The following is an 18,417-nucleotide window of genomic DNA, read 5'->3' as shown; positions in this document are numbered from 1 at the left end:
GCTTTAGCCCTATCTATTTTTGGGCTAAAGCCCTACTACAAGCTTTAATTATAACTATTAAACCAGACATCATATAACAAGTTTTTCAACCGAATAATATACTTCACAAAACTGCTTTCACATAAGCTATTTGAGTATTAACCCTCCGAAAACCCACCGACTCATAAAGTCGCGTCGCACCTAAAAGGTTATCAGCATCAACATACAACACTGCCGTTTCCATTCCCTCTGCTTTCAACAATTTCAACCCCGATAGCAAAATACCACGCCCCAATCCTCTTTTCCGAAAACCACGTCGAGTGCCCAGAATATTAATGTAACCATCTTTACGCCCTTTTAATTCATTATTTTCAGGATGAATCTGACAATCACATAAAGCAGCAAAAGTACCATCAGGTGCAACCGCAACTAAACTTAACTCTGGTTGATATTTAGAGTTATTGAGTTTATTCTTAACAAATTCAACAGTTATATCTTGATGATTCCAGTGATCAATAAATGTTTGATTAAACATTTCTGTCCAAGCTGCTGCATCTGCTTCATTATCTATATTTTTCAGGGTAAAACCTTCAGGAAATATAGCTTCTGGAATAGGTTCAGTAAGCGATCGCTCCATTGTAAAAAGATACCGCTCAATTTTAAAATCACAATTTTCTAATAAAGCTATACGTTTCACATTATCCTCATGGGATCCGCAAAGCACTTTAACTTTGACATTTCTTTCTCTACCTACTTCCGCCATCCGTTTCTCTCCCCACTCCAGAATTTGAGTTTCTAAATTATTACCTTGAGTTTGGGGATCGACTCGGAACCACAAAATACCTGCTATATCTTCTCCCATTTCGGGAATCATCAGTCCTGCAATAGCTACAAGTTGACTATTTCCATCTTCCCATAGACAAATATCCCGCTCATTGTCTACAGAAGGATTTTCCAATTGCATTAGCACTTCTGCTGGAGATAGCCATTCATGGAATTTATTGGCCAATTCACTATTGTTGAGTAATGTAGCGATCGCCTCTAAATCTATTTCACCTCTATAAAAACGAGGTATTACTATTTTAATGCTCATAATTACCTGATTTATTTAGTTATAACTTCAAATAACAATTTTATATAGTCAGGACTTACGCAAAATTTTAGACAATACGCTATCCGTAGAGGGCGAATGCCATTCGCCCCTACTAGATATGGTGCTTATACGTAAGTTCTGATAGTATGTGGAAGGTACCTTGAGATTATACCATGACTCCTGACTACTGAATTTTGACTCCTGACTTATAAACTCCTTACTAATGACTGATATGATAGGATAGTTTGCCCATAGGAAAAAGATAAAAAACATCCCATATTTTATGTCTTCTGATGCTTCTGATGACTCCGTTTCAACTACTTCCACCTCAACACAAGAAGTAAGTACCAACTTACAAGTCAGGTTCAAAACAGAGGAAGGAAAGTTGTTATTACTATTGCCACCAGAATCTAATAATGGTGAGATAGAAAGTCCCACAGCCATGACTTGGACAGAAATTTGGCAACAATTAAAACAACGCCTCAAAGCGGGAGAAAGATTTTGGCAACCAAAAACAGAAGTAGAGCTAATTGCATTTGACCGTCTATTAGATACCCGTCAACTCCAAGAAATAGCCGAAGCTCTTTTAGAAGTAGAACTAAAATTAGAAAGAATTAGCACATCACGTCGTCAGACTGCTGTAGCTGCTGCTACAGTCGGCTATTCTGTGGAACAAAAATCTGCTTTGACTACCCTAAGTCAAACTCCTGTAGAAAAAGTTCAACCTTTAGCTGAACCACTTTATCTACAAATGACGGTACGTTCTGGAGTAGAAATTCGGCATCCAGGTACCATAATAATTGTAGGAGACCTGAATCCAGGTGGTTCTGTAATTGCAGATGGGGATATTCTTGTATGGGGTCGTTTACGGGGAGTAGTCCATGCAGGAGCCAAAGGAAATTCAAAGAGTGTAATTATGACTTTGCAAATGGAACCAACTCTCATTAGGATTGCCGAACAAGTTGCTAGAGGGCCAGAAAAAGCACCAGTCCAATTTTATCCTGAAGTGGCTTATGTAGAAAACCAAGGCATTCGTATTAGCAGAGTTAAAGATTTTGCTAAGATATATCGTTAATGAATTCAGAACTCAGAAGTTAGAAGTCAGAATTTGGCAAAAATAAAATTTTATTGACAAAATTACCCTTTGTATTGTAAGAAAAATTGACCATATACAATTACTTAATGTCTAAGAGCTTATGAGCAGAATTATTGTGATTACTTCTGGTAAAGGTGGAGTGGGAAAAACTACCTGCACAGCAAACCTGGGAATGGCTTTAGCTCAACAAGGTCGCCGAGTCGCAGTAATTGATGCAGATTTCGGTTTGAGAAATTTGGACTTACTTCTGGGTTTAGAAAATAGAATTGTCTATACAGCAGTGGAAGTTTTAGCAGGAGAATGTCGCCTTGAGCAAGCAATAGTTAGGGATAAACGACAACCCCGTTTATCTCTTTTACCGGCGGCTCAAAACCGCATGAAAGAGGCAGTTAGTCCCCAACAAATGCAGGAATTAGTCAATATGTTGATGCCCAAATATGAATATATTTTGATTGACTCTCCTGCTGGAATTGAACAGGGTTTCCAGAATGCGATCGCGCCAGCCAAAGAAGCTATAATTGTTACAACCCCAGAAATATCTGCAGTTCGTGATGCAGATAGAGTAATTGGACTCCTAGAAGCAAACAACGTCAGGAATATTCATCTAATAGTTAATCGAATTAGACCCCAGATGGTACAAGCTGATGAAATGATGTCTGTACAAGATGTAGAGGAAATACTCGCTATTCCACTTATGGGAGTTATTCCAGATGACGAAAAAGTAATTGTATCTACTAACCGAGGAGAACCTTTAGTATTAGCAGAAAATATTTCTCAAGCAGGTTCAGAATTTAATAATATTGCTCGTCGTTTGGATGGAGAAAAAGTAGAGTTTGTAGACTTGAACCCCCCACCGGAAAACTTTTTTACTTGGCTGCGTAAAGTATTGTCATCTAAAGTTATTTAATTCTTGAAAATCTTACCTCAACCTACGTAATAAATGAACTATTGAGTTAAAAATAAGCTAATGCTAAATGAAATTATAGAAAAACTTTTTTCTAGAAATACTCCTAATAGTCGTGAAGAAGTTAAACGTCGTCTCAAATTGGTTATTGCCCATGACCGTGCCGATATCAATCCAGAATTAATTGAAGCAATGAGAAAAGAAATTATGGAAGTAGTATCTCGTTATGTCGAAATAGATGATAGCGATTCAGAATTTTTGTTAGAAAATAATCAAAGAGCTACTGCTTTAGTGGCCAATTTACCTATTAGACGTATTAGGGCCAAACCCAATACTGATGATAGTGATGATAGTAATGATAGTTAAGTCAATTTACAACTTTTTAAAAAAAGACGTTATTTTTAGACGTCTTAGTTAGTATCCCAAAGTAGTTAAAATTCAAGGAACCAAGATACCGATATTTAAAGAAAAGCTATCTCCATAAATACTAGAATATCTCTATATGGGAGTTTATGAAAAAGAAGAACTTACACTTGTAAAGCATCTGCTTGATGAAAATGATATTGTCATGGAGCTAGCTACAGATATAGGTTTATTATCTAGCTATTATGCCAAAATCATTGGCTCCAAAAGAGTTTTTACCTACGAGGCTAATCCTGCTTTAGAAGATTATATTTGTCAAACATATCAACTTAATAATGTGGCTCCTAATTTGAAAATTTGCCTTTGAGGAGAGCAAGCAGGAGAAAAAACATTTTATGTAAATGAAAGTTTTTGGGCTTCATCAACTATCAGAATAAATCCTAGCAATAAGTCTATTCAAGTTCCTGTTAAGTCTTTTAATGAAGAAGTCTACAAAATTAATCCTACTTTTCTCATTCTGGATATAGAAGGTGGAGAATATGACTTATTGCAATTTGCGGATTTTCATACAATTAAAAAAATTGTGATTGAATTACATCCCCATTTCTTCGGACAAGAAAAGCTTGATTTTGTTATTTCTAGGTTAAAAGATGCCGGTTTTAATGTTAATAAAAAACTCTCTTTTACTAAGCAATTATTGTTGCAAAGAGATTAATACAGTACCCACCGCTATTATTGCTTAAACAACTAGAGATCCAGGAAACATCAAATATAATTTAGACTGACTTTTATTCCTAAAGCCCTAATGACAAAATATTATAACATTGTTAAGACTTACGCAGAAACCGGGTTGATGAACCAAATTTCCTGGTTTAAACAACAATAATCAGGGCAATCAACCCGGTTTCTTGGTTGGGGAAGCTTAATTCCTGATTGTTTTTGACACATAGCAATCCTCCGCATATTCGTGTCAAAAATCTTCCTACTTTTTGGAAATAGGTTTAGAGGCAACGGGCAATCAGCAAGAGTTTCGGAATTTCTTCCTAGTTTGAGAATTATTACAACCTATTTAGGATTGCTATATATCTTAAAATTAAAATTTGTTTTTGATATTTGACAGAAATAAAATAAAGTAATATATCCCATTAATCCCTTACCATACAGAAAATTCCTGAGCAAAATAATTAATATCATCCTGGATGAACACTTCAGTGATAATCTAAAAAATGACCGGAAAATTGGGTTTTCACCCTAGCCCTTTTATTTAGGGGAACTAAGTTTTTCCTAATCATTTGAAAGTCCCCTATTTGTCCGGGAAAAGCGGAAAGTAAATGGGAAACCCACCAATTTCGGATAAGTCAATAATTACAGATAGGTATATGGTAAGCACCGCAGAAAAAACAAACGTAGGATATATTACTCAAATTATCGGTCCAGTTGTAGATGCTAAATTTCCAAGTGGAAATCTTCCAGAAATCTACAACGCCTTGACAATTACAGGCCAAAACGAAGCAGGACAAGACGTGTCCGTGACCTGTGAAGTCCAGCAACTTCTGGGTGACAACCAAGTTAGAGCTGTGGCCATGAGTGCGACAGATGGCCTAGTCCGTGGCATGGAAGTAGTGGATACCCGTGCTGCAATTAGTGTACCTGTAGGAAACGCCACCCTTGGTAGAATATTTAATGTTGTGGGTGAACCTGTAGACGAATTAGGTCCAGTTGGAACCGAGGACAAATTCCCTATTCACCGTCAAGCTCCTAAACTTGTAGAGCTAGAAACTAAGCCTTCCGTATTTGAAACAGGTATTAAAGTTGTAGATTTACTTGCACCTTACCGTCGTGGTGGAAAAATTGGTCTATTTGGTGGTGCGGGTGTAGGTAAAACCGTTATCATCATGGAATTAATCAATAACATTGCTAAAGCTCACGGTGGAGTATCTGTTTTTGGTGGTGTGGGAGAGCGGACTCGTGAAGGTAATGACCTTTACAATGAGATGATTGAGTCCGGCGTGATTAATCCAGACAACCTCAGCGATTCTAAAGTGGCTTTAGTTTATGGTCAGATGAACGAACCACCAGGAGCTAGGATGCGTGTTGGTTTGTCAGCTTTGACAATGGCCGAATATTTCCGGGATGTTAGTAAGCAAGACGTACTCCTATTCATTGATAATATTTTCCGATTTGTACAAGCTGGTTCTGAAGTATCTGCTCTTTTAGGAAGAATGCCTTCTGCTGTGGGATATCAACCTACCCTTGGTACAGAAATGGGTGAGTTGCAAGAACGAATTACATCCACAAAAGAAGGTTCCATTACTTCTATTCAAGCTGTGTATGTACCTGCGGATGACTTGACAGATCCTGCCCCTGCTACTACTTTTGCTCACCTAGATGCTACTACAGTATTATCTAGGGGTCTCGCTTCTAAGGGTATTTATCCAGCAGTTGACCCCTTAAATTCTACATCTACTATGTTGCAACCAAGTGTAGTTGGTGATGACCACTATGGTGTTGCTCGTTCAGTACAATCTACTCTACAAAGGTATAAAGAACTTCAAGATATTATCGCCATTCTTGGTTTAGATGAATTATCAGAAGATGACCGTCTAGTTGTAGCTCGTGCTCGTAAGATTGAGCGCTTCTTATCACAGCCATTCTTTGTAGCAGAAGTTTTTACTGGTTCTCCTGGTCAATATGTGAAGTTGGAAGATACCATGAAAGGCTTCAAAATGATTTTATCTGGTGAACTTGACGATTTACCAGAGCAAGCTTTCTACATGGTGGGTGATATTGAACAGGTAAAAGCTAAAGCTGAAAAAATTAAGGCTGAAGCATAGTCATATTTGCTCTGTTATTTGTCAGCTAGCAAATAAATGTTGACAAAAAAATAAGGTCTCAAGACTCCCCTTGAAGGAGACCAAAAAAAATAGGTAGTCCTGCATAGTAATGGTATACAGGGAAAAGGAATAGCGGCACGGGAGCAAGATCCTCCCACTGCCTTACCTTATAACTAATGTAATGGCAATGCACGACCATTACAATGCACCACCACCAAAAAATAAACTTCAGTTATTAGTACCTCTGGCTTTCCTGCGGAATGCTGCGCAAACAAACAGAGGTACTGATAACTGTTAATTGTTAACTGATAACTGATAACTGAAATGACATTAACTGTGCGTGTAATAGCTCCCGACAAAACAGTTTGGGACTCAGAAGCTCAAGAAGTAATTCTACCTAGTACAACAGGTCAATTAGGAATTTTAAGTGGACACGCTCCACTTTTAACCGCTCTTGATACAGGTGTAATGCGAGTTCGTGCTGAAAAGGATTGGATGCCGATCGCTCTGATGGGTGGTTTTGCTGAAGTAGAAGCAGATGAAGTAACTATACTTGTTAATGGTGCTGAAAGAGGAGATGATATTGACAAGGAAGCGGCTCGTTCAGCTTATGAGGAAGCTGAAAAACGTCTGCAAACCGCTGAAAGTGGCGATAATCTTCAAGAAAAGATTCAAGCTCAAAAAACCATAAAGCGAGCCAGAGCACGTCTACAAGCGGCTGGTGCATGACTATATTTTAGAATCCCTGGCAATTTCCTGAAAATAGTGTTACAATCAAAGCTGAAAAACGTCTGAAAACTGAGTATCGCGTTATCTAGATCCCGACTTTGAGTCATCCCTAATGGTTGCCGAGTCAAGAAAAAGAAAGCGCAAAATAAATACTCATTTCAATTGGCCATAAATCAGTCAAAAAATAGCGCTTTGGGGATATTCTTCAAAGCATTGCGAGATACCGCCAGTTTTGATAGTTCTGCTATCACACTGCTATGAACGCTTTTCCGGACTTTTGCCGGGAATTGCCGGGCTTGATGTATCTGGAACAGTTAACTAAAGTCCTACTTCTGTTAATAGGGACTGCATTTCCTCCCAAGTCAGTCCCTCTTTAATATAAATAGGTACTTCTGGATTGTAGGGACTAGCAAGTAGATCGACACTAATAATTTTAGCTGTTTCTGACAAGACAGGTATATCTGGGTTAAAATCAGTAGGCCGCATCAGAGAACTCGAAAAACCTTTAAAGATAGCTATTTCATCTGGTTGTTCATCAATTAGTACCTTAACTATTAATACTTGATTTGGTCGTTTAATTGTGTATTGTTCCAAACGATGAGCAATGTTATTATTCATTTTTTATTTATAGGTAGGGCTTGCTGATTAAATCTAAAAGTTTTTATTTATCAATGCTTTAGCCTTCTTTTGGTCGAAAAAAGTACCAAATTTTTAGCTCTTCATGGCTTTGTTGTAATAGCCATAGAACATCCGTTCCGCTTTTCGGTTGTCCCCGATATGAAAGGTGAACCTAGTGGCAGCTATATCACCTTCTTTCAGATTATTGATGCGTTATTCATTTATTGGCCAATAGTTAAATAGCTCAAAGCCTTTACTGGTAATAGTTTCAGCTTTTTTTTATCAAAGAAAGAAAAGATTGATGCGTTATTCATTTATTGGCCAATAGTTGAATAGCTAAAAGCCTTTACTGGTAATAGTTTCAGCTTTTTTTTATCAAAGAAAGAAAAGATTGATGCGTTATTCATTTATTGGCCAATAGTTGAATAACTAAAAGCCTTTACTGGTAATAGTTTCAGCCTTTTTTTTTATCAAAGAAAGAAAAGATTGATGTTTGATTTATTTAGATGTTTGATTTATTTATTAGACAATAGTTGTAGAAGTACGAAGTAAATATGCTAGACTATTGTGCGGTAGCTATATGTTTTCATACAACAAAGCCGCTCTTCATGCTCAACAAAGTTAGGATTTTGAGCAAGAGTTGGGGAAAATTTTAAGGGACAATGCTGACTCCTACTTCGTCTATAATTCCCATTTCTCCTGACTTCCCCTCCTGGGAGGGGTTAGGGGTGGGTTGACTCCTACCCTTACCAAAAGATTTTATTCAGGAACCCTAGGTAAAATATCTTGTTAAAATAAAATAAGCGTAAATATAAATATAGAGGAAATATACTATGGCACCTTCTTGAAAACTAGACAGAGCTAGACATTTGCCATCGGTGAGTGCAAATGATTTCATTATTCACCCATTTCAATGTGTACTGGCACAGAAAGTTGATGTTCCGCCCATAAACTATGGGTTAGGATTCCCTCAAGGGTTTTCCTCCACTGAAAAAGTTGAGTCCTCTGGACACGATGTAGTTTAATAAAACTAGCAACTCGCCTCCAATGACTCCAATCATGTTTGTTGACATCCTCCGGTCTCAACAAACATTTGGGGATTTTTTCTGATAAATTTAACGCTCTACGGCCAATTACTAAAGCTGCAGCAGTACCGCTATTCAGGCCATACTTAGCCATATAATTAATCATTCCAATTAGACTGGTAAAAGCTGGATTAACTTTAATTAATTCAACTCCAAATCTTCTACAACGTGACTCTAAAGTTTCTCTAAATATTCCTGTAGATAATAAGACAAGCATCTGATTGTAAACTTTACTTTCTTCACTCATCTTGGCCTTTTTCTTGCTAAAGTCCAGAGACTCAATGGCAATAGCACATTCAAAAAATTCTGCTAATTTCACAACACGACAAACAATATTTCTCATGGATGCTTGTCGTTGTCCTGTAGTTTGATTTTTCCATTTATACGGGATTTCTTCTAAATATTCAATATTTCCATCCCACTTCACATAAGTAACTGAAATTGATTCCGCATTAAAGTCAATACCTATACAACCATTTTTTCTAGTATGAACTACTGGTATTTCTGGTACATAAGTAGAAAGATGTATATACCAATTGTCTTGTTTATGTTCCCTGCGAAAAATAGAAATTGTGATTGGTTTTAAATTGTTTATGGCATAATCTAAGTCTGTTGCTCTATATTTGCCATTCCTATCTGAAACACTAAATTCTAGCTGTATTTTCTGACCATATTTGTCTTGTAATGGTCTAGGTAGTTGAACTTGTAATTGATATTTACCATCCTTTTGTAATGGAAAAACTTTGAGCATAGTTCCACCGCCTGGCTGAGATTTTCCTACACAGAAAAACCTGCCTGAGCGTTTTTTACTCCAATAATCACTCCATTCATTTCGGGTTTTATATCCATTTTCTGCTAAATTATGTTGAGCATTAAATAATTTCTGTGAACCAAAACAAATATGTAAACGTTCTGTATTTTTTAATTGCTTTAATTTTCGTTTCAGACTAGCTATTTTCTGAATTTTACTCTTTAAACCTAGTAATTGATGAAAAAATTTATTTCTGGCTTTTAGGTGTGGAAAACCTTTTTTTGTTGCTAATTTTAATGTTTTTTCTAGTTTAGTGATGAGTTTTTTTGTCGCAGTTGTTTTGGCTTTGATTTGTAACTCTAATTTATAAATTAGGTTTTTTTTAGCTGTTTTTAATTGGTTTAAACATTGAGTTGCTTCAGTAGCGATTGAGTCAGCCCATGCCCATTGAATGTTAAACTTTTTCATCAGACGCTTTTCTACTGAAGATTCTGATAATTTCTCAGTTTGCATCCAGTTAACAGCAGAACGTTTCCAGGATTCATATAATCCTCCGAGTTCTTCAAATACAGGATGGTATTCAATTTTAGCTTCTATTCCTGTCAAGGAACCGTGAGATTTGGTCATTACTTACATTGAATTACTCTACTCAAGAGTAGCAGAGCTTGTCTCAGGGTGTCAATAATATTTGCTATAGCTTTGACCTTTTCTCAAGTTTTGAGAAAAGGTTCCTAATTTTTGTACCTTGCCATTGTGTCATATCCTAGACATTTTGTAGATGTTTGTCTAGGATAGTCTATATTTTTGGGTTTTAGCAAGCAACAGATTAAATGCTTGACTGGTTAGCTTCAAGTGTTTCTGAAATGCGTGGAAGTATGACAGAAATGCGTGAAAGTATCGCAGAAGTTCGGGATAGTGTAGACGGTTTAAGAGTTACATCTCAAGCTTTACTTCAGTTAGCAGCACAAAATCAGCGAGACATGGAATTACTCCAACAATGTCAAGCAGAAAACGATCAAAGATTTAACATTCTGTTAGAAGAAGTGCGTCATTTGAATCCTCGTTTGGACGAAAAGGAAGGGTCATTTCAGTTATCAGTTATCAGTGAACCTCCGACTGAAGTCGGAGGCTTGAAATACTGAATTAAAATTTTTTCATCCCCTTAAAAGGGGAGGCTTTAGACCTCATTTTTTGGTAATTTAAGCTCCTCTAAAAATGTTAAATTAATTTAATCCAGATACTTAATAAAGTTAATTTCCTGTAGCCGATCGCCCTTGTCTCTGTAATTTAACCAAAATAAAATAGCACAGAAAAATTGTATAAATTATTAATCCAGAAAACCCTAAAAAACCTATAAATTCTTGAGGCCAATCTGGGTGAAAAATTTGTTTAAATAACCAGGGTGGATCTAACCAAACATTACAAGAAGGATCGCTTAGTAATTCATTGCGGGATTTAAAAGCACAAAGCACAAATGGAATTTGAATTATTACTCCGAAGAGATTATAAATAGTAACAGCCCAACGCCAAGAAGTCAAGCTGGCCTTGAGAGGGGAATTTCGTAACTCTCTGATTTCCTCATTCAAATCTACCCAAAACCACAAAGCTACAGGAATTAAAAATCTAGCTATTAATGATGTTAAAAAACTGATAGGTATTGCTGCAATCATTAAGTAAACTGTGATTGCTAATAAACTAGCAACTCGCCAATAAATAATCAACAAGTGTTGAATAGCTTCAGATTTTTTTACAAAAGCCCAAATCAATAGATATAGGGGTAATACCACAGTAAATAAGACTGCTAATCTATAGTCCATCCAGACCCAAGTCTCTAATCCAGATATAATGGCTATGGGTAAAAAACTCAACATAATTAATCATTTATCAAAATTACTTAAGATTCTATATATTTTAGCTTCTATGTAGCTAAGAAAGAATTTGGTACGACATAAACTGATCATGAATCAAGAGCGCAGAAATGTTTTTATGACTGTTCCCTATTCCCTGCTATAATATATTAAGATGAACTATAAATTAAAGATATTAAAGATATATCAATTATCATTAATTAGACATAATAAAAATCTTTTTCTCTCACGCGCGAGATATATTTTTACCGAATAATTAATAATTAAATAATTAAATAAAAATCATTAAATAATTCAGGTTAAAAGGGGACGCTTTTAAGGAGAAAAAAATAAATTTTGTTTCTTTTAGTCAATCCTCTCCTTTTTAGGGAGAGGTAATTATCCATTATCCATTAATGAACTCCTTCCCGTTATTTCCTACTCCACCTAAATTATTCACGCTCTGAGTTTAATTTAATTTAAAAGCAAGCAACTGTATCAAAAAGTAAAAGATTTCAGTTGCTTACCTACTGAACATAATTATTGAATCAACTACGTTTTAATGAAGTCTATTAAATTAGTTAATTCTAGTTAGTTTTAGTTATCGTGTATTTTACACTCGGCAGCATCAGGATTATCATCGCAATAATTTTGAAAGGGAGTTTTAGGATTTTCCTCTTTTTGATGAGAAGCTTCAGCTTGAAGTTCTTCTACCGAATCCCAAGCTGCTGCACATTCTTTAGAATTAGCACCAGAAATATCACAAGTTTTACGGGCTTCGTCGCGCTCTTGTTCAATTTTGTCTTGAATGTTTTGAGTCATAGTTTTTTTTAATTTTGATTTACTACCTACAGATTTACAGACTTTTAGGATATTATTCCTAACTATAACACCTTAAACAGGGGCTAGGAATTGAAAAAAAATAAAGAAACAAGGTCAAACGATGCTTCCTTCCCTAATTATATAGGTTTTTATAGCTCATTAACCAAAGGATCTCGATCTTTTAAGATTTGCCGAGCAATAATCAAATCATCAGACTATTAAATGTTAAGTGTCCAATGTCCAATTTGCTCAACAATAGTTAATATATTAACATACCTTATAATATGATAATATGGCTCAAATTGCCATTTATTTCGATAAGTAAAAATTATTAAATAAATTCAAAAATATAGAAAAACTCAGAGTAGTTCTATAAGTATTTAGAGACTTAAGATATCACTAAATCTAAAAAATGGTATAGAGAGTAGGGATGTTGTATGTAACTTTCATAGGGAATAGGGAAAAAATACACAGCTATCATTAAATAGTGATGAAATATAACTAAAATACAGCTAGTCTTATATAGAAGTTACTTAAGCAAAATCATAGGTTTCCTATTAACTAGAAATGTCAATTTATAATTATGTTTATTCATTAATATTTTTTTGTTGAAAAACACTCTCTAAGAGATTGAATATATCAAGAAATATAAAAAACAAGATAGGGAATAGAGAATAGCCTCAGAGAAAGTTATTTGTATCTTATTAATTTACCAGAACTTTAAGGAATATAAATTCTGATACCCATGCGCCTACAGACTGGTTTCAATCTATAATCTGATTCCAGTTTGAAGATTTAGTTGCTCAACAAATCTGTTATATATGATGAATTTAATATTAAGGTAAGCATTCAACTCAAGCGCAGTTAGCTATTAGCAAATAATGAATAATTCCTGATCAGGTTAAAGGAGCTTATACCAAATTCAGGGATATGGAGTTACATCTTAATTTCATAAATAAATGTTGGCTACAAATATTGGTACTATTTCTAGTAGTCAATAGTTAATAGTGAGTAGTCAGCTAGAAATAGCTCTCCTATTCCATTTTTTTACCCTGAAACAATTTTATCTTAGTAAATATACATCTGACTTCAAGCATTTTAGTTGATAAAATTATTGGTAACATTCTTTTTTCATGTTTGGTATTATATTTTTGTGGGAATTAGGTGACAGGAAATAGGCATAAAACTTTCAGAGTTTTTATTGATTTTCGGATTCTTAACAAATCCTGCACGAGTTGGTGAAATGTTGAATAAATAGTTGAATAAATATAAGTATTATTTTGGGGAATTGGTATGAGTTATATTTGAGTATAGTCTGATAATAACCTGAGTTTTCAAAGTGTTTAATTTTCCCATAGTCTGTCAATTTCAGCATAAAACAGATGTGTTGGTTGAATAATATTTCTCTCAACTAATTTCATAAATCAAGGAGTTAAAATTATATTAGGATTAGAGCAGTTCGGAATTTTTATGACTATTTAGTCTGGAACTCTCAGGCAATTTCATTTCGCATACTATAAATAGATCGTCGAGATTTATTAAATTTTGTCAGATATTTAGTAGCTATGCTTGTACAAATCAACGAAGATATTTGACATAATTTGACTACATAAGACTATATTTATGTATAACTTTTATGATACTTGGGAATCTTAGGAATATATCAGTTTGATTCTACATAGTGGTCATTGGTCAGCCGAGTAATATATTTTACTATAAGTTGAGCTGGATACATAACCAGGGATGTCCCAGACGGCCCTCCTTTGCCAAGAGAGTACGGGACTGGCCTTCAGATTCTTAAATCATGTCTACCTGGTTAGTGATCAAAAAACTCACTCTATCCCTTGTTCCCGTGCCTCTACCCCCTATTCCCTATTCCCTATTCGCAATTATTTAACTGAAATATTAACATTAGGAAAGATAATCATAATTTATAAGGAGCGTCAAACAGATGCGGTGGTCAAACTTTCTATCAACCCGTCCATCATTAGAAGCAGCAGTCAAAGAAGTAGCAGAAAAAAGTTTAGAATCATTAGGAACTACAGCAGATTTAGGACTGGTATTTATTTCATCAGCTTTTACCAGTGAATATCCACGAGTCATGCCCCTGCTAAAAGAACATCTACCAGAAACAGTTATAATAGGCTGTGGTGGTGGCGGTATTGTTGGTATGAATGAGTATGGAAAACCAGAGGAGGTAGAACAACAGACGGCCATTAGTCTTAGTTTGGCACATTTGCCAGAAGTAACAGTTAAAGCTTTTCATATATCAGCAGGACAACTACCAGACTTGGACAGTTCTCCAGACCGCTGGTGTAATCTTATTGGGGTACCTACCGCAGACGAACCTCAATTTATTATTCTTGGCGATCCATTTTCTGGTAAAATTAATGACCTGCTTCAAGGACTAGATTATGCTTATCCTAATTCTCCCAAGGTGGGAGGATTAGCTAGTAGTGGAGTCAATGGTCAAAATGCCGGACTCTTTTGTGAAAATCGCCTCTACCAAGAAGGAACTGTAGGTGTCTCTCTATCTGGTAATATAATTTTAGAAACAATAGTAGCTCAGGGTTGTCGCCCTATCGGCCAACCTTATCGGGTTACGGAAGGAGAACGTAATATAGTTTTAGAATTAGAAGAATTAGTTAGTTCGGATCAAATAGTTAGTAATGGTATTAAACAGTCTCCGTTAGCAGCACTACAAAATTTAGTACAAAATCTCAACGAAAAAGATCGAAAGTTAGCAGAAAATTCCCTATTTGTCGGTATAGTTAGAGACGAATTTAAACAAAACTTGGAACAAGGAGACTTTTTAATCCGTAATTTAATTGGGGTAGATCCTAAAGCAGGAGCGATCGCTATAGGTGATAAAGTGAGAACTGGCCAAAGAATTCAATTTCATTTACGAGATGCCCATACTTCAGCAGAAGATTTAGAAATATTACTACAGCGCTATCGAAGAGAAGTTGCTTTGGAGACTAAAGATACAAATAATGCTGCTGCTTTAATGTTTTCTTGTTTGGGACGTGGGGAAGGATTATATGGTAAACCTAATTTTGATTCTAGATTATTTAGTAGTTATTTGGATATCCCCATAAGTGGGTTTTTCTGTAATGGTGAAATTGGCCCTGTAGGTAGTAGCACATTTTTACATGGTTATACCTCTGTATTTGGTATCATAAATATTAAACACAAATATAGTTTTATGTAGTTAAATATAGTCTTCTGTCGAAAGAAATTTGGGCGAATATTGACATAATCTAACAATGTCTGTGATAATAGAAGATTAAATAACCTCAAAAGTCAATGATCTGATTTCAATAGGGTGAAATTCCTCGACTGACACGCTACCTCTAGACACATAAGAACATAAGTCTAAGCCTCTGTATTATGACCAAGTAGAAATTGAATCAGGGAGATAATTAAAAAAGAGGAAAAGAAAAATTAGTCTCAAATGTATTTAGACCATTGGATAGAGAAGCCGGTGCGTTGGGTGGGTCTCCCGACAGTCACGCAACTGGCGTGGTGTTGTAGTGCCTCCTGCGGAGGATCTACGCTAACACCCAGTTAAGGTAAAACTTGGAAAATAAAATTATATCATATTTGACTATATTTTTATCAACTATTTGTCGTCAACCTTCTTGAAGGAACAGGGAGTAAATTTGAAAGTTTGATAATGCTCTAATAGTAATGACGACTGCAAGAACTGCTGCTTGAATTAGCTTAAAAACATTGACTATAGTAGACAAATATATACAGAATGTCTATGTTTTTACGCCATCAATCTTTGTTATTATGTATGTCTGCTAAGACCAGAGGATTTTAGCAACAATTATAGAGTGTTTGAAACTAGACTTTTCATGTATGATGAAAACCTCAGAGCAAGTCCTCAACTCAAGGTGTTTGATCAGAACATTAATCTTCTTTGCCAGTAGACTTATGGACGGGTGAGCAGGAATTTCGCTCTTAGTCACCGATGAAGAGCGTGTCTAGGATTGTCTAGATTTTTAGAAGGTGATAATGAGTTGAGAGTCAAAAGTCTATACTTATCGCTTTTGACTTTACTACTTTTCACAATTGAGATTCTCATCCGGACTTTGAGCATTTTGCCCTGTCGCCGACATGAAACACTGCAAGACATGAAAAGCGTTTCTTTGGCATAGTAAAGCATAGCTTAGGAAAGCTCCTCTGAAATAGGCAGACTCAGAGATTCCTAATAAGCTTGAGCTGCTTCGATGGATTGAAATTTTTTATGGCGCTGCTACCTCGACGGTAGTCCTACGCTTCTCTCTACATCCGTTTAATGTCTGAGATTGCCGATTTGCAACAATAATACTATAGCATATTTATTCTCACTTAATCAATGAAAAAATCCCCTGCTTATGGGCCAAGGTTACTTTATTTTCACTAGAGAAAAAAAGGAGGAGAGGGGTGGGAAGTGTCGGAAGTGTCGGAAGTGTCGGAAGTGTCGGAAGTGTCGGAAGTGTCGGAAGCACAGGAGCTTAACAAAATATAGGGTTGTAAATATTCTCTGACGACAAAGAATTAGCAATGCGCTTATGGGCGAGACACCTACCCTAATTTTTCGGTAAAAATCACTAGACATCTCGGAAAAATATGTAGACTTTTTGTAAAAGTCAGGAAAAGGGAACAGGAGAAGATATTTTCAGTAAAAATGTACATAAAATGATTTTATCAGGAAATTTTACAACTCTATTTGATGGTAAATAAAGGGCAAGTTTATTTTCTGGAGATGTGTACTAACTATTTAAAAGGCGTTGTATATTTGAGGGATGATAATTAAATTTGCATCCATCTGAAACTTTTGATTGATCAGATAAAATTTTTGGATACATATCAAAATCATCCCTTGATAATGCAACGCCTAAAACCAACACACTTACTGCCAAAGCTTAGATAGAGAGAATAAGAAATAAAAGTATTATACATTATAAAAAAGTCAAAAAAAGTTGATTTTGATATTGGTAATATACCACTACGAAAAAGTGTTAGGATATTGATAAAATTGAAATCCTTTAGATCAAGTAGTTTTTACTTAAGCTGAATGTTTAAAGCTATAGGTTAAATAATTTACTTAGACAAATAGAGCAATTTTATTGCAATAGTAATGTGGCATTATTATCAATACTATTAGTGGCATTAAAACTTTGAAAATATCGCCGGATTTCAGGTGGAAAATTAGGAAAGTCCAAAACAGCATCCCCATTCGCAATATCAGCCCAAAAATAACGCAGACTAGGAGCAAGTTGGGCAGCAAATTCTGGCGATAAATTTAAAGGAGGGTTAGTCAAAAGTTTAGACATAAAACGAAAAGAGCGATCGCCAATCCAGTCGCGAGAAACATCACTTAGATTTGGCAAGTTAGGTAAAGAATTAACCCGATAACTCTCAATTTTTAAAGATTGTTTACCACTTGCATCAGTCATAAAATCTACTATCCGATAAGGATGAGGATAAGTAACTAAAGAACCAGTTGTAATTTCATAAATTCCTTGATATTGAGCAACATCCTGAACATGAAGATGACCAGTAAATATAAGCTTAACACCTGCAGATTGGAGAATATATAACAATTCTGCTTTATTTTCTAACATATAACGACGACCAAGAGAGTTATTAGATTGATCTGGCAAATGTTCAATTACATTATGATGTAGCATGACTATTACTAATTCATCTTCAGCAGTGGTTAAAATTTGTTTTAGCCAATCTAATTGTTCTTCTTCTAAACCACCAGTATATTCTTGTTTACCTGAGGTATCAAACTGATTAGAATTAAGCCCAATTATTCGCAATCCAGGCAAGACTTGTTCGCTATAATATAATCTTTGTTGATAATCATATCCACAATGATGATAATAACTGGGAAAATCTGCTGCACCAATAGAATAATCATTGGCAAATTTTACAGGTATATCGTGATTGCCAGGAACTACATATACAGGATAGGGAAGTTCAGCTAATTTTTTACTTACCCAAGTATGATTTTCTGGTTCACCATCTTGAGTTAAGTCTCCAGGTAGTAGTAAAAAATCAATATCTAGTTTACTTAAATTTTCAAGTACCAATTCCAAAGCAGGGATACTAACTTCTACTAAATGAAAACGATGTTTTGATTCAGAAATAGTATGAGGAAGAGCAATATGTAAGTCACTAGCAACAGCAAATCTAAAATTTAAAGCCATGGAAAAAGTCCTCTGGAAGTTAGGCTAAATCAATTGTTAATTATTTTTCTAGATTTCCATTTTATTTCAAAATCAACTATAAATTATGCT

Annotated in this window: 14 protein-coding genes and 1 pseudogene; 9 read left to right on the top strand and 6 right to left on the bottom strand. The window is 35.3% G+C overall.

The window, feature by feature from the left end; genetic code table 11:
- Nucleotides 1-103: 103 nt before the first annotated feature.
- A complete protein-coding gene (locus tag F6K40_RS12900) occupies nt 104-1,072 on the bottom strand; it encodes a GNAT family N-acetyltransferase (protein ID WP_293136366.1) in 969 nt (322 codons plus the stop codon).
- A gap of 283 nt (nt 1,073-1,355) precedes the next feature.
- Between F6K40_RS12900 and minC the strand changes: the two genes are divergently transcribed.
- From minC to atpC, 7 genes and pseudogenes are all read left to right on the top strand, one after another.
- Entirely contained in the window at nt 1,356-2,147 is a 792-nt protein-coding gene (gene minC / locus F6K40_RS12895; protein ID WP_293136363.1) for a septum site-determining protein MinC, read from the top strand.
- Nucleotides 2,148-2,268: 121 nt separating this feature from the next.
- On the top strand, nt 2,269-3,075 hold the full coding sequence (gene minD, locus F6K40_RS12890) for a septum site-determining protein MinD (RefSeq protein ID WP_293136361.1): 807 nt from the start codon (nt 2,269-2,271) through the stop codon (nt 3,073-3,075).
- A gap of 60 nt (nt 3,076-3,135) precedes the next feature.
- Complete coding sequence (gene minE, locus F6K40_RS12885) at nt 3,136-3,438, top strand: cell division topological specificity factor MinE (RefSeq protein WP_293136359.1); 303 nt, start codon at nt 3,136-3,138, stop codon at nt 3,436-3,438.
- Nucleotides 3,439-3,574: 136 nt separating this feature from the next.
- Nucleotides 3,575-3,802, top strand: a complete 228-nt coding sequence (locus F6K40_RS12880) for an SAM-dependent methyltransferase (protein WP_293136357.1) — start codon at nt 3,575-3,577, stop codon at nt 3,800-3,802.
- 51 nt (nt 3,803-3,853) lie between these two features.
- Nucleotides 3,854-4,150 (top strand): annotated as a pseudogene (locus F6K40_RS12875) (FkbM family methyltransferase); the annotation flags it as partial.
- 664 nt (nt 4,151-4,814) lie between these two features.
- Nucleotides 4,815-6,269 carry a F0F1 ATP synthase subunit beta gene (gene atpD / locus F6K40_RS12870; RefSeq protein ID WP_293136390.1) on the top strand — a complete coding sequence of 485 codons (1,455 nt, stop codon included), beginning with the start codon at nt 4,815-4,817 and terminating at the stop codon, nt 6,267-6,269.
- Between the two features lie 324 nt (nt 6,270-6,593).
- Nucleotides 6,594-6,998: an ATP synthase F1 subunit epsilon gene (gene atpC / locus F6K40_RS12865; protein ID WP_293136355.1), complete on the top strand. Its 405-nt coding sequence runs from the start codon at nt 6,594-6,596 to the stop codon at nt 6,996-6,998.
- 318 nt (nt 6,999-7,316) lie between these two features.
- On the opposite strand, the gene F6K40_RS12860 is transcribed toward atpC, so the two are convergent.
- Together F6K40_RS12860 and F6K40_RS12855 are read right to left on the bottom strand one after the other, a co-directional pair.
- Entirely contained in the window at nt 7,317-7,616 is a 300-nt protein-coding gene (locus F6K40_RS12860; protein ID WP_293136353.1) for a DUF7734 family protein, read from the bottom strand.
- 897 nt (nt 7,617-8,513) lie between these two features.
- Nucleotides 8,514-10,079, bottom strand: a complete 1,566-nt coding sequence (locus F6K40_RS12855; RefSeq protein WP_293136351.1) for an IS200/IS605 family accessory protein TnpB-related protein — start codon at nt 10,077-10,079, stop codon at nt 8,514-8,516.
- 203 nt (nt 10,080-10,282) lie between these two features.
- Between F6K40_RS12855 and F6K40_RS12850 the strand changes: the two genes are divergently transcribed.
- Nucleotides 10,283-10,594, top strand: a complete 312-nt coding sequence (locus tag F6K40_RS12850) for a hypothetical protein (protein WP_293136348.1) — start codon at nt 10,283-10,285, stop codon at nt 10,592-10,594.
- Nucleotides 10,595-10,702: 108 nt separating this feature from the next.
- Here the strand turns inward: F6K40_RS12850 and F6K40_RS12845 are convergent, their stop codons facing one another.
- Together F6K40_RS12845 and F6K40_RS12840 are read right to left on the bottom strand one after the other, a co-directional pair.
- Complete coding sequence (locus tag F6K40_RS12845) at nt 10,703-11,323, bottom strand: DUF3177 family protein (protein WP_293136345.1); 621 nt, start codon at nt 11,321-11,323, stop codon at nt 10,703-10,705.
- A 573-nt stretch (nt 11,324-11,896) separates the two neighbouring features.
- Nucleotides 11,897-12,121 (bottom strand): Calvin cycle protein CP12, encoded by a 225-nt coding sequence (locus F6K40_RS12840; RefSeq protein WP_293136342.1) that lies wholly within the window; start codon nt 12,119-12,121, stop codon nt 11,897-11,899.
- Nucleotides 12,122-14,072: 1,951 nt separating this feature from the next.
- On the opposite strand from F6K40_RS12840, the gene F6K40_RS12835 reads away from it, so the two are divergent.
- Nucleotides 14,073-15,332, top strand: coding sequence for an FIST signal transduction protein (locus F6K40_RS12835; RefSeq protein ID WP_293136340.1), 1,260 nt, complete (start codon nt 14,073-14,075; stop codon nt 15,330-15,332).
- A gap of 1,903 nt (nt 15,333-17,235) precedes the next feature.
- Here F6K40_RS12835 and F6K40_RS12830 read toward each other — a convergent pair.
- A complete protein-coding gene (locus tag F6K40_RS12830; RefSeq protein WP_293136338.1) occupies nt 17,236-18,327 on the bottom strand; it encodes a metallophosphoesterase family protein in 1,092 nt (363 codons plus the stop codon).
- Nucleotides 18,328-18,417 lie beyond the last annotated feature (90 nt).

Origin of the sequence: Okeania sp. SIO3I5 (genome assembly GCF_010672085.1) — a bacterium.
Lineage (GTDB): Bacteria > Cyanobacteriota > Cyanobacteriia > Cyanobacteriales > Microcoleaceae > Trichodesmium.
The sequence above is the reverse complement of the archived record's forward strand: the minus strand, read 5'-3'. Positions and strand labels throughout refer to the sequence as shown.

What these genes read in the sequence shown, in the direction of transcription:
- minC (WP_293136363.1), top strand. Translation starts at nt 1,356, where the DNA reads ATGTCTTCTGATGCTTCTGATGACTCCGTTTCAACTACTTCCACCTCA.
- F6K40_RS12840 (WP_293136342.1), bottom strand. Translation starts at nt 12,121, where the DNA reads ATGACTCAAAACATTCAAGACAAAATTGAACAAGAGCGCGACGAAGCC.
- minD (WP_293136361.1), top strand. Translation starts at nt 2,269, where the DNA reads ATGAGCAGAATTATTGTGATTACTTCTGGTAAAGGTGGAGTGGGAAAA.
- F6K40_RS12845 (WP_293136345.1), bottom strand. Translation starts at nt 11,323, where the DNA reads ATGTTGAGTTTTTTACCCATAGCCATTATATCTGGATTAGAGACTTGG.
- F6K40_RS12900 (WP_293136366.1), bottom strand. Translation starts at nt 1,072, where the DNA reads ATGAGCATTAAAATAGTAATACCTCGTTTTTATAGAGGTGAAATAGAT.
- F6K40_RS12860 (WP_293136353.1), bottom strand. Translation starts at nt 7,616, where the DNA reads ATGAATAATAACATTGCTCATCGTTTGGAACAATACACAATTAAACGA.
- F6K40_RS12850 (WP_293136348.1), top strand. Translation starts at nt 10,283, where the DNA reads ATGCTTGACTGGTTAGCTTCAAGTGTTTCTGAAATGCGTGGAAGTATG.
- minE (WP_293136359.1), top strand. Translation starts at nt 3,136, where the DNA reads ATGCTAAATGAAATTATAGAAAAACTTTTTTCTAGAAATACTCCTAAT.
- F6K40_RS12880 (WP_293136357.1), top strand. Translation starts at nt 3,575, where the DNA reads ATGGGAGTTTATGAAAAAGAAGAACTTACACTTGTAAAGCATCTGCTT.
- F6K40_RS12855 (WP_293136351.1), bottom strand. Translation starts at nt 10,079, where the DNA reads ATGACCAAATCTCACGGTTCCTTGACAGGAATAGAAGCTAAAATTGAA.
- atpC (WP_293136355.1), top strand. Translation starts at nt 6,594, where the DNA reads ATGACATTAACTGTGCGTGTAATAGCTCCCGACAAAACAGTTTGGGAC.
- F6K40_RS12830 (WP_293136338.1), bottom strand. Translation starts at nt 18,327, where the DNA reads ATGGCTTTAAATTTTAGATTTGCTGTTGCTAGTGACTTACATATTGCT.
- F6K40_RS12835 (WP_293136340.1), top strand. Translation starts at nt 14,073, where the DNA reads ATGCGGTGGTCAAACTTTCTATCAACCCGTCCATCATTAGAAGCAGCA.
- atpD (WP_293136390.1), top strand. Translation starts at nt 4,815, where the DNA reads ATGGTAAGCACCGCAGAAAAAACAAACGTAGGATATATTACTCAAATT.